Origin of the sequence: Clostridium sp. KLE 1755 (assembly GCF_000466465.2) — a bacterium.
Taxonomy (GTDB): domain Bacteria; phylum Bacillota; class Clostridia; order Lachnospirales; family Lachnospiraceae; genus Eisenbergiella; species Eisenbergiella porci.
Genome location: NZ_KE992711.1, coordinates 33,189 through 45,766, shown reverse-complemented (window position 1 = coordinate 45,766; position 12,578 = coordinate 33,189). Strand labels below are relative to the sequence as shown.

8 protein-coding genes and 1 other annotated feature are annotated in these 12,578 nt (G+C 52.4%); of the genes, 7 read left to right on the top strand and 1 reads right to left on the bottom strand.

Annotated elements, in window-relative coordinates; translation table 11 throughout:
- A partial coding sequence (locus HMPREF1548_RS13495) for a hypothetical protein (protein ID WP_021636766.1) occupies positions 1–1,694 on the top strand: 1,694 nt, incomplete at its 5' end.
- Positions 1,695–1,724: 30 nt separating this feature from the next.
- Here the strand turns inward: HMPREF1548_RS13495 and HMPREF1548_RS13490 are convergent.
- On the bottom strand, positions 1,725–2,648 hold the full coding sequence (locus HMPREF1548_RS13490; protein ID WP_021636765.1) for a glycosyltransferase family 2 protein: 924 nt from the start codon (positions 2,646–2,648) through the stop codon (positions 1,725–1,727).
- A 346-nt stretch (positions 2,649–2,994) separates the two neighbouring features.
- On the opposite strand from HMPREF1548_RS13490, the gene HMPREF1548_RS13485 reads away from it, so the two are divergent.
- The 6 genes from HMPREF1548_RS13485 to HMPREF1548_RS13460 all read left to right on the top strand — a co-directional run.
- Positions 2,995–4,626 (top strand): hypothetical protein, encoded by a 1,632-nt coding sequence (locus HMPREF1548_RS13485; RefSeq protein ID WP_021636763.1) that lies wholly within the window; start codon positions 2,995–2,997, stop codon positions 4,624–4,626.
- 120 nt (positions 4,627–4,746) lie between these two features.
- Positions 4,747–4,995, top strand: a binding site (T-box leader).
- 121 nt (positions 4,996–5,116) lie between these two features.
- Entirely contained in the window at positions 5,117–7,540 is a 2,424-nt protein-coding gene (gene leuS, locus HMPREF1548_RS13480; protein ID WP_025490129.1) for a leucine--tRNA ligase, read from the top strand.
- Between the two features lie 176 nt (positions 7,541–7,716).
- Entirely contained in the window at positions 7,717–8,388 is a 672-nt protein-coding gene (locus tag HMPREF1548_RS13475; protein ID WP_035322109.1) for a response regulator transcription factor, read from the top strand.
- Positions 8,385–9,311 (top strand): sensor histidine kinase, encoded by a 927-nt coding sequence (locus tag HMPREF1548_RS13470; RefSeq protein WP_021636760.1) that lies wholly within the window; start codon positions 8,385–8,387, stop codon positions 9,309–9,311. The genes HMPREF1548_RS13475 and HMPREF1548_RS13470 overlap by 4 nt, the downstream gene beginning before the upstream one ends.
- 105 nt (positions 9,312–9,416) lie before the next feature.
- A complete protein-coding gene (locus HMPREF1548_RS13465; protein WP_035322089.1) occupies positions 9,417–10,103 on the top strand; it encodes an ABC transporter ATP-binding protein in 687 nt (228 codons plus the stop codon).
- Positions 10,100–12,578, top strand: a 2,479-nt coding sequence (locus HMPREF1548_RS13460) for an FtsX-like permease family protein (RefSeq protein ID WP_035322087.1), incomplete at its 3' end; no start/stop codon positions are given. The genes HMPREF1548_RS13465 and HMPREF1548_RS13460, both read left to right, overlap by 4 nt.

Genomic DNA, 12,578 nt, shown 5'->3' with positions numbered 1-12,578 from the left:
CCGGCCGCCGTAACCACTGGGGAGCCCCCTGGGGGATCCTGGACGGCTGGCGGCGGAAAAAGCCAGAGTTCTGGCATGTGCGTAAGGCTTATTCTCCTATCCATATTACGGGAGAGCCGGCGGCGGAGGGGGACTTTGTTTCTCTTGGCATCGAGAACCGGTTCAATCATACTAACCTGCAGGAGGTGGGGATTGCCTGGCGTCTGGGAGATAGCTCAGGCAGGATGCAGGGGCCGGATCTGCCTCCGGGGGAAAAAGGAAGCCTGTTGATCCCGGCGCCCTTTCTTGCAGGAGAGCAGCTGACTCTGGAATTTACAGATCCCTTCGGCAATCTGGTGGATGATGGGTGCTGGCAGCTGGCGGCCCCTGCTTTGACCCTGCCTGCATTTTCCGGAGGCGCGCCTTCCCTTCGGGAAGCCTGCGGCGGACTGCTGGTGGAGGGCAGACGGTTCCGGTTGTATTTTTCAGGGGAAACGGGACTGATTTCTGCAGGCTATGTAAATGATGTACCTGTGGTTACAGGAGGCCCCTTCCTGCAGCTGACCGGCCTGGCGCTTGCGCCCTGGAAGCTGGAAAAGCTGGAATCGGGAACCGCGGAGAGCTGTGCGGCAGTCAGCATTTCCGGCAGCTATGGAAAGGTGCGGGTACGTTTCCGGATTGCCATCGATAATGAGGGGCTGATGGAAACAACATACGAAATCCTGGAGATGCCTTATCCCAGCCCGCGGAAGCTGGCCATGCGGGTGGGGGATGATACGGATTCCGGCGGTTATGAGGAGGTGGGGATCTGCTTTATGGTGCCCCGGGAGATGGAACTGCTTTCCTGGAGCCGCAGGGGCCTGTGGAATACGTATCCTGACTGGCATATCGGCCGTCTGCAGGGCAGCGCTTTAAAGCATAATCCTTACGGCGTATGCCGGACCGGCGTGGCGCCGGAATGGGATTGGCAGCTGGATGAAAAGGATACGGTGTTGTTTGGAAAATATGATACGGGGCGCAGGGGGACGAGAGATTTTTGCAGCATGAAGGCGCATGTCATAAAGGCGGCCATGAGCGCGCAAAACGGCGGTCAGGCATTTACAGTGCTGTCGGACGGAACGGATTGTGTACGCGCACAGCTGACCCACAATCCGGAGGCAGTCATTGGAAAAACAGATGGCCGGGTTTCCTATCAGGGCAGCTGGCTTTGCCAGAAAACAGGAAATCTGAGCAGGGAGGGTACGGAAATGTGGTCCAACACCGAAGGGGATGCCTGTATCTGCCATTTTACAGGAACAGGCATTGCCTGGATTTCCAGCTATGATATCCTGGGAGGCATGGCTGAAGTCTATGTGGACGGGGAATTGATGGATGATTCCATTTCCCTGGGCGTGCGTCTGCTGACGCCGGGAATTGCGCGGGGCTATGAGAAGGATGCCGGACGTCTCGTTTATGCGGCGGAAGGACTTGCGATGGGAGAGCATACCCTGAAAATTGTTGTGAAGGGAGAACGGGCGCCGGGATCCATGGGAGCCTATGTCTTTATCGATCATTTCCTTGTTTTCGGGGAAAATGATTATGGGGATACACGGCTGATTATAGACAGCGAGTTTAATTATCCCGAGCTTTCCTGGGGATGCTATACGAAAGAGCCGGTTACCGTTTCCACCGGATACTCCCGGAAGGTTTATACGAAGCTGGGCAATGAGGAATAGGTCAAACAAAGTCGGATATCCCGCAGAATATTACGGGGTATCTGACTTTGTTTTTTTACCGGAATGAAGTCTGGGCGGGGAGGCTTTCTTTTTGGGGATTTTTTCTCCCTTTAATATAAGCGGCGGCTCCGGCAGTACGGGTGATTTGATTTTATCCCGTGCGAATTCCAGGTAGAAGCTCTGGATTTTCAGTTTATTTTCCTCGTACATATCCAGAGCCTGGTAAAGCTCCTTGTAATAGCCGAACAGGATACGTTTGGTGCGGATGGTTTCCCGCAGGTCGATTTTGCTGTCCACCAGACTGCCCTTTGTTTTTACATAGTAATAAATGGGCCTGGTCTCCACGCGGATATTGGAAACGTATTTCAGGTATTCCAGATTGAATTTGAAATCCTCGCACCAGTCCAGCTCACGGGAAAAGAACAGCGCGTTGTCCCGTATAATATCCATGCGGTAAAATTTATTCCAGGTGACGCCGTAATAGAAATTGGCGGGGGATTTCATCATATATCTGGCAAACTCCGCCCTGCTCATCAGACTGGACGCTGGGATATGGCCCTTGATCCAGATTTTTCTGCCAATGACGCGGTAATAATCGGTGATTACCATTTCCGAACCGGTCTGCATAGCCTTCAGCAGGGTTTCCGTAGCGTCCCGTGTAATCCAGTCGTCCGCATCCACAAACTGTATGTATTCCCCGCGGGCCAGCTGCAGTCCCAGGTTCCGGCTTTCCGACACACCGGAATTTTCTTTGCGTACAACGCGCAGGCGGGAATCCTTTTTCTGGTATTTATCAAGGATGACGCGGCTGTGATCGGTGCTGCCGTCGTCCACAGCGATAATTTCCAGATGGGAATAGGTCTGCCTGAGCACGCTGCACAGACAGCGTTCCAGGGTTTGTTCCCGGTTATATATGGGAATAATAATGGTAATCAGAGGATTTTCCAATTCCATGCTCTGCCTCTCTTAGTTTTATTTTGCTGTTAAAGCAGCAGTTTTGTTTACGTCCCGCTTTGCTGACGCGGTATGGCTTCGTAACTGTTGCGCTGAACGGACAGCTATATGGCCTGAATTAATGCTGTATCTATTTTAGCATGAGGGAGGGGAAGGAAACAAGAAGAAAAGATGTATGCAACAGCGCGGCATCCCGGTGCGGGCTGGCCGGGTGCGGAAGCATTGCTATGGGAGGAAGATTGTGGTACAATGAACTGGTTTACAGGAACCGCACCAGTTTCTGACAGGAACTGGTGGAAAGTAATTGCCGGCCCTTTGGCTGCCGGCAGGGAGGAGCTTTTATTATATGAAGAAAGGCGTTTTATACACGATTTTAGGAGTATTGGCGGCTGCTGTAGCGTTCATTTATTATTATGTGACACTGCCGGCCATCAATATTCATTCCAGCGGGTTCTGGTTTTTCATCATGGCGGCGATTGTGGCTGTGATGGTGGTTTATACGATCCGCAAGGCGGGAAAGGATATGGCGGGAACGGGAGGCGTGGCCCTGCGTTTCAGCCTGAAGGAGCATAAGCCTTTAAAATTTTTGGGAATCCTGCTGCTTTTACTGCTGGCTGCTTATGTAATCGGAAGCATTCTGTCTTCCCCTATTGTCAATGCGAAGAAGTACCAGCAGCTTTTAACGTTGGAAACCCGGAATTTTACGGATGATATCAAGGAAGTGGATTACCGTACGATCCCCCTTTTGGATAAGGATTCGGCCGCGCTTCTGGGAGACAGGAAAATGGGCAGCCTGGTGGAGATGGTGTCCCAGTTTGAGGTGGCGGATGACTATACCCAGATTAACGTAAACGGCGTTCCGGTACGTGTGACGCCGCTGGTATATGCCAGCCCTATTAAGTGGCTGACCAACCAAAAGAACGGAATCCCGGCTTATATGCGTATTGATATGACCACTCAGGATACGGAATGTGTGATGCTGGACGAGGGAATTAAATATTCCAAATCCGAATATTTCAACCGCAATCTTTACAGGCATCTTCGCTTCCAGTTCCCGACCTATATTTTCGGTGACCAGATTTTCTTTGAAATCGATGATAATGGCGTGCCATACTGGGTATGCCCCGTGAAGAAATTCAATATCGGGCTGTTTGGCGGCGAGACCGTGGGAAGAGTGGTGCTCTGCAATGCGGTAACCGGCGAATGCACGGATTATGACGTAGAGGATGTTCCACAGTGGATTGATAAGGTGTATTCCGCAGAGCTTCTGATGCAGCTGTATGATTATCATGGCATGTACCAGCATGGCTTCTTCAACAGCGTGCTGGGACAGAAGGACTGCCTGGTGACCACCAATGGCTACAACTATATTGCGCTGGATGACGATGTCTGGGTATATACGGGCATTACCTCCGTAAACGGTGACCAGTCTAATGTAGGCTTTGTGCTCATAAATCAGAGAACCATGGAAACCAGATTTTACAGGGTGGAGGGCGCCACGGAAATGTCCGCCATGTCCTCCGCGGAAGGGCAGGTACAGAACCTGGGTTACCGGGCCACCTTCCCCCTGCTTTTGAACATTGCGGATGAACCCACTTATTTCATGGCTCTGAAGGATGCTGCAGGCCTGGTGAAAAAATACGCCATGGTAAACGTGCAGAAGTACCAGTGGGTAGCCATCGGAGATACTATACAGGCCTGTGAGAAGAGTTACAACGAACTGCTGAGCACCAATGGCATCGTAAGCCAGAATACTGAAGCATATGTGGATGTTTCCGGCATAATTGAATCCATTTCCCCCGTGGTTCTGGAAGGAACCACCCATTATTACATCTGCATCAAGGGAAATGAGAATATTTTTGATGTGGATCTGTCGGATGACAGCCTGATTGGAATCGTCCGCTATAATCCCGGAGACTCTATCAAATTCCAGTATAAAGACGAAGGCGGCCTGAATCCGGTTAAGACCCTGGAGTAAATTGACTGCCAGGCGCCGGATAGAGTGACAAAGCTATTGACATTTCCCGGGAAAAAGGATAGAATAATCCCTAGTTTCCGGGGAATTTCAGAAGATTTTCACCGGCAGAAGTAAAAAGAGCAAGAGACATGGAAGAGGAGTAATAAGGAACCTGGCCTTTTCAGAGAGCCGCCGGATGGTGCGAGGCGGTAAGGAGAAGTCCCCAACTCGCCTTGGAGTCCTCCGGGGGAAGCCTGTTCATGCAGGAGCAGGAAAGTAGTCCGGAGCGGGAATTCCCGTTACAGAACAATAAGTGCGTACCGGTTTGCAGTCAAAGCAGATGGTACGAATTAGAGTGGTACCACGGAAACAAGCCCTTTCGTCTCTAACCAGGAAGAAAGGGCTTTTGTTATGCGGCGGGACAGCCTGTATACGGTTATTGTTACAAGGTAATTTTAACAGCACGGCAGTTGCCCGCCAGCTTTTAAACGGCAGTAAAAAGGAGGAAGCTATGGCAGCACCATACAATCACAGAGAGATTGAAGAAAAATGGCGTAAGGAATGGGAGGCCCATCCCATCAACGTCAACGACGGAAAGAAACCCAAATACTACTGTCTGGACATGTTTCCCTATCCTTCAGGAAACGGACTTCATGTAGGGCATTGGAGAGGCTATGTCATTTCCGATGTGTGGAGCCGTTATAAAATGTTAAACGGCGGCCATTATATCATTCATCCCATGGGCTGGGACGCATTCGGCCTTCCCGCAGAAAATTATGCGATTAAAATGGGAGTTCATCCCGCTGTATCCACGGCGGACAACGTATCCAAAATCAAGAGCCAGATCAAGCAGATCGCCGCTCTGTATGACTGGGATATGGAAGTCAATACCACTGATCCGAATTTCTATAAGTGGACCCAGTGGATTTTTGTAAAAATGTTCAAGGCAGGGCTGGCATATGAGAAGGAAATGCCCATCAACTGGTGTCCTTCCTGTAAGACGGGCCTGGCCAACGAAGAAGTGGTAAACGGTAAATGTGAACGCTGCGGCGCCGAGGTTACCAAGAAGAACCTGAAGCAGTGGATGCTGAAAATTACAGCCTACGCGGATCGCCTGCTGAACGATCTGGACAAGCTTGACTGGCCGGAAAAGGTAAAGAAAATGCAGACCGACTGGATCGGCAAATCCTACGGCGCTGAAGTGGATTTCCCGGTAGAGGGCAGCGATGAGAAGATCACCGTTTACACCACAAGGCCGGACACCCTTCATGGGGCGACCTTTATGGTCCTGGCTCCGGAGCATGCGCTGGCGGCAAAGCTTGCAACCCCTGAAAATAAGGAAGCCGTGGAAAAATATATCTACGAAGCATCCATGAAATCCAACGTGGACAGGCTTCAGGATAAGGAAAAAACTGGCGTGTTTACGGGAACCTATGCCATCAATCCTTTAAACGGCGCAAAGGTTCCGATCTGGCTTTCCGATTACGTGCTTGCAGATTATGGCACGGGCGCGATTATGTGCGTTCCCGCCCATGATGACAGAGACTTTGAATTTGCCAGAAAATTCAATATTCCTATTATCCAGGTAATTGCCAAGGATGGTAAGGAAATCGAAAATATGGAAGAAGCCTATACGGATGCTTCCGGCACCATGATCAATTCCGGCGAATGGAACGGCATGGAAAGCGCGGTGCTCAAGAAAGAAGCACCTGTGATGATTGAAAAAATGGGAATTGGCCGCAAAACAGTTAATTATAAGCTGCGTGACTGGGTATTCTCCCGCCAGCGTTACTGGGGCGAGCCTATCCCGATTGTTCACTGCCCGAAGTGCGGCTGCGTACCGGTGCCGGAGGATCAGCTTCCGCTGCTTCTTCCCGAGGTGGAATCCTATCAGCCTACAGGAACGGGAGAATCCCCTCTGGCCGACATTGACTGGTGGGTAAATACCACCTGCCCTGTCTGCGGCGCGCCTGCGAAGAGAGAGACCAATACCATGCCTCAGTGGGCCGGCTCCTCCTGGTACTTCCTCCGCTATGTGGACAACAAAAACGACAAGGAACTGGTGAGCCGCGAGAAAGCGGACAAATATCTGCCGGTTGATATGTATATCGGCGGTGTGGAGCATGCGGTGCTTCATCTGCTGTATTCCCGTTTCTACACCAAGTTCCTGTGTGATATCGGCGTAATCGATTTTGACGAACCTTTTGTCAAGCTGTTCAATCAGGGTATGATTACCGGAAAGAACGGCATCAAGATGAGCAAGTCCAAAGGAAATGTGGTGTCCCCGGATGATCTGGTAAGAGACTACGGCTGTGACTCCCTGCGTATGTACGAACTGTTCGTAGGGCCGCCGGAGCTTGACAGCGAATGGGACGACAGAGGAATCGACGGCGTAAACCGTTTCCTGAACCGTTTCTGGAATCTGGTTATGGACAATAAGGACAGCGGCGTGCAGGCCACGAAGGAAATGGTGAAGGTACGCCACAAAATGATCCATGAAATCACCACCAGACTGGAAAACTTCAGCCTCAATACGGTAATTTCCGGCTTTATGGAATATACCAACAAAATGGTGGATATGGCAAGAAACGGCGGTATCGACAAGGAAACACTGCAGACGGCGGTAATCCTTCTGGCTCCTTTTGCACCGCATATCGGTGAAGAGCTGTGGCGTCAGCTGGGCGGAACCGATTCCGTATTCCATGCGGTATGGCCGGTAGCCGACAAGGCGGCCATGGCGGATGACGAAAAGGAAGTGGCAGTTCAGGTGAACGGCAAAACCAAGCTGGTTGTCACCGTACCCGTTGATATCAGCAAGGAAGACGCCATTGCGGAAGGCAAGAAAGCGCTGGAAGCAGCAGGCAAGCTGAGCGGCACTGTGGTAAAGGAAATTTATGTTCCGGGCAAGATTATTAATATTGTTGTAAAGCCTTAATACGGCTGAATAAAAGGGCTTACCGGAAACTCTCCGGCAGGCCCTTTTGTATCTGCTGAGGAAATAAATGCGGCTCATGGACGGCAGAGTCAGAGAATGCCGCAAGCCGGAGATTAAGCAGTATAGGCAGGCATAGTAAAATTTCGGAGACAGGAGCTGTTATGAAGGGAGCAAAAATGAGTACAGTACTTATAATAGAGGATGATATGGATCTGCAGGAGGGGCTTGCCTACTCCCTGGAAGCGGACGGCTATTCGATCATTGCGGCTTCGACCATGGAAGAGGGGGAAGAGCAGTTTAGAAAAAACGCCTGTGATCTCATTCTTCTGGACTGCAACCTGCCTGACGGGAGCGGCTTTGAGTTCTGCGAACGGATCCGCCGCCTGGCACAGACGCCTGTGCTGATGCTCACCGCCCGGGATTCCGAGCTGGACGAGGTGAAGGCCCTGAATCTGGGAGCGGACGACTACCTGACCAAGCCCTTTTCCCTTTCGGTGCTGAAAGCGAGAATCCACAGCCTTCTGCGCCGCAGCCCGGAGCCTCAGAAGCTGTATTCCAACGGTATCACACTGGATAAAGCCGCATGCAGAGTATGGAGGGGAGAGGAAGAGCTTGCCTTCAGCTATCAGGAATACCGGCTGCTGCTTTATCTCATGGAAAATAAAGGACAGGTGCTGAGTAAGGAGCAGATCCTGTCGCAGCTGTGGGATGGTCAGGGCAGATTTGTGGACGAAAATACGGTGTCTGTGAACATACGCAGGCTGCGGCTGAAAATAGAAAAGGATCCGGCCAGCCCTGAAATCATCCGTACGGTACATGGGCTGGGCTATTTCTGGAGGGAAGGATGATGACTATGCTTTGGTTGTGTATCTGCGGCGCACTGGCGGCCGCAGCCTTTTGGTATTGCCGGAAATACAACGAGCTGTACCGTGCGGCGGACGGAATGCTGGAGCAGGTGCTCTCGGAAGAACGGATAGAGATCAGCGGGCTGGAAGAGGGCAGGCTGTCTGCGCTGGCGGCCAAATGCCTGCGGGTTCAGGAAAAGCTGAATCTGGAAATCGGGAGGGCGCAGGAAGAAAAGGAGCAGGTAAAGCAGCTGATTTCCGATATGTCCCATCAGCTTAAGACGCCGCTGGCCAATGTGCTGCTTTATGTGGAAATGCTCTGCAGGCAGGAGCTTCCTGAGGGCAGGCGGCAGGACTTCCTGGAGAAGCTGCGCAGACAGACGGAAAAAATAGACTGGCTGACCGCCTCCCTGTTCAAGATGGTGAAGCTGGAGCAGGGCGTGATTTCTTTCCGGGAAGAGAACGCGGACATCTGCGCCGCGATCCGCATGGCCGTATCCGCTGTTTATGAAAAAGCCGAAAAGAAGGAGATTGCCATAGAAGCGGAAGGCCTGAGAGAAACGATGCTGTGGCATAACCCGGAATGGACGGCGGAGATCCTGGTGAACCTCCTGGAAAATGCGGTCAAATATTCCCCGCCTCATTCCAAAATAAAAATTGGCCTGCAGCGCTATGAAACCTACAGCCGGATTCTGGTGACGGATCAGGGGATAGGTGTGCGAAGGGACGAGCAGTCCCTGGTTTTTCAGCGGTTTTACCGGGGAAAGGAGGTCCGGGCCCGGGAAGGGGCAGGAATCGGCCTGTATCTGTCCCGCCTGATTGCGGAACAGGAAAAGGGCTATCTGACGGTGGAACCTGCGCCCGGCGGAGGAAGCTGTTTTTCCCTGTTCTTGCAAAACTGTAAGAATCCAGCCCCGGCTTTGTAGCATTTCTGCAAGAAATCCCTGTTACAATAAGTTATGTAACAATTGTGAAAAAGAGGTAACAGCTCAGCCCTGCCTGAACTGTTGCAAAAAGAGGGAGAGCAAACCATGAATGCAGTGGAGACAACAGGACTGGGAAAAATCTACGGCCGGGGCGAAAATGCGGTAAGGGCGCTGCAAAATGTAACCTTCAGCGTAAAACAGGGGGAATTTGCCGCGCTGTGCGGTACGTCCGGCTCCGGAAAAACAACGCTTTTAAATCTGCTGGGCGGCCTGGATACGCCCACGGAAGGGAATATTATCATCCGCGGCCATTCCCTGGCGGGTATGTCTTCTGCGCGCAGGACGGTTTTCCGCAGGAGGAATATCGGTTTTGTTTTCCAGAACTACAGCCTGATGCCGGTGCTGAACGTGTATGATAATGTGGCTCTTCCTTTAAGCTTTGATAAAGGGAGGCATATGGATCATGCCTATATCCGGGAACTGCTGGAGGGGCTGGGCCTGTGGGAAAAAAGGATGAAACTTCCGGAGGAGCTTTCCGGCGGGCAGCAGCAGCGGGCCGCAATCGCCAGGGCTCTGGCAAACAGGCCGGCGGTCCTGCTTGCGGATGAACCCACGGGAAATCTGGATTCCGCCACAGCGGCGGATGTGATAGGCCTTCTGAAGGCAAGCTCCCGGAAATATTCCCAGACGGTGCTCATGGTCACCCACAATGAGGTGATCGCCCAGTCCTGTGACCGGATTTTCAGAATAGAAGACGGCAGACTATGCCCGGAAGGAGGGATGCTCCTGTGAAAACCATTTGCGCCTTCGTCCGGCAGAATATGAGCTATTATAAAAGGGATACCGCGGCCTGCCTTGCCGCCGTTATTTTTGTGGCCGCCCTGCTTTCCGGGACAGGCTCCCTTCTGTACAGCAGCCGTATGGGAAATCTGGGAAACAACCGGCTTATTTACGGCGACTGGAATTATTATACGTTAAAAACCGGGCCTTTGATGCAGGAGCTGCGGGAAGGAGGGCGGCATCCGGATTACGATATTGTTTCCTATGGCTGTGTGGAAATGAAAAAGGTGCTCACACAGCCCGGCCGGATCACCCTTCTGTATGGAGATGAAAATTACCGGAGCATGCTTCACCGCGAACTGCTGGAGGGCGTCTACCCCCAAGACAGAAGCCAGGTGGCAATGGATCGCTATACCCTGCGTAATCTTGGGATTACAGGCGGCCCGGGCACACAGGTGGAGCTGGACGGCAGAACCTATACCCTCACGGGGATTGTGAAGGACAGATGGGCAGCATCCGTGGGAACGATGGAAGCCTTTGTAAGCGAGGACACGCCGGAGGAAACGGGCCGTGCCTTTGTGTTCCTGAAATTCGGGGAAGAAAGAAGGCTGCACTCTCAGTGGGAGGCCTTCTGCGCCCGGTATGGCCTGCAGCCCGGGCAGATGGGAGAAAATGAGCCTGTCAACCGCTATCTTGGCGGCTCCCAGAAAGCTTCCCTGAAAACGCTTTGGAAGGAAGCCTTTGTGGATCGGGATGCGGATATTACTTATCTGCTTCTGCAATTAAAAAAGCAGTCAGACCCGGCAGGCGGAGGGATCCTTCTGCTCCTTGGCTTTTTCGGCGCCTTTGTTTTATACAGTGTATTCCGTATATCCATACAGAAGCGCCTGCCCCAATACGGCATACTCCGATCTATCGGCTTGGGAGACACCGGAATCTTCCAAATTATTTTCACAGAGCTGACCGCTTTCCTGCTGCTGGGCTGGATTCCAGGCTTCATTCTGGGCAATCTGGCGGTAAAATCCCTTTATTCCCGGTTCAATACGGTTTTTCTCAGCAAGGGAATGGGGGTTTCCCAGGAAGCGCTTTCCCTCCCGGCAGCAGAAGAATTGCTGCAGCGTACCGCCTCCGCCGCGCAGACCTTTCATGTAAGTCTGTGGGCTTCGGCCTCCTGCCTGCTGTCCCTGCTCATTCTTTTACTGCTTATCACCCTTATTTTTATCAGAAGGATACACCGGCAGGAGGCCGTGGAGCTGCGCAGGGAAAACCGCAGCATGAAATATGCCCGGACAACCTGCGCCCTCCGGAATAAAAGCCCGGCCCGCGCGCTTGTTTCCAGACTTCTATATCCGGGAAGGGCGGCATTTTTCAGCCTGCTTGTGTCCCTCGCCATGGGCGGCGTGATTTTCCTGTGCACCGATTATGTGATCATAAACACCAGGCTGCACGACGAACGCGCCCTGAAATCTGACGACGGACTGGGCGCCGGCTATCAGGTGCTCCTGGAGACAGGAGAGCGGATGAACAGCATACCGGAGGAAACCGCCCGGAGCATTGCGGGCCTTCCGGGCGTGGAAAGGGTTCACACCGTAAGCGGCCTTCCCTGCCAGATCCTTTTTGCGCCAGGGGAATTCCTGTGGCAGGACTACTTTACAGAAGTCAACAGAGAATATCAGACGTTCTGCCACGGCATATCGGAGAAAACAGAAGACGGCGGCCTTACGGTCAAATGCAATCTCCTCGGCTATGACGACGATCTGCTCGCCCAGCTGGAAGCTTTCCTTCTGGAAGGGAAAATCGATCCCCGCCAGATGAAGGAAGAAAATACAGTGGTTTTGACTGCGATTATGGACGGGCAGGGAAATTACGACAGCACCACAAAAAAAGCAGGGGATACCATCCTGCTGAAGGTTCCCAGCGGACAGGCTCCCCTTTCCCAATGCCGCAGCTTCCCGGAAAACCTGGAATATGAAACCAGGGAATTTACCATAGCCGCCATTGTCAGCCGCTCCCTGACCAAAGACCCTAACCTTTATACAGCCAATACCACGGATATCACCTACAGTATCCTCATGACCACACAACAGCTGCAGGAAAATTTTGCCGTCCGCGGCAGCAGCGTGCTGAGCATCATCAAAGAAGAAAAAGCAAAAGCCGCTCCCACGGCCGACGCCATCCGGGAAAAAATCGCCGCCCTGCCTGACTGTGTCCTCAAAGACTACACCCGGGCAATCGAACAAAAGGAACTGTACCTGCGCCAGAAAATGTTCTATTTCTACGCGCTCGCCCTGCTTTTTTTCCTGGCCGGACTGCTGCACACCGGAAACAGCCTCAGCCACCTTATTTTTTCCAGAAGACATGAAATAGGCATCATCCGTGCCATGGGAATTTCTGACAGAAGACTCCTTGCCCTCATCGCCAAAGAAGCCCTCCGCTATGCCCTCCTGTCCTCCCTCCTCATGCTAACGGCCACCGCCGCCGCCACCC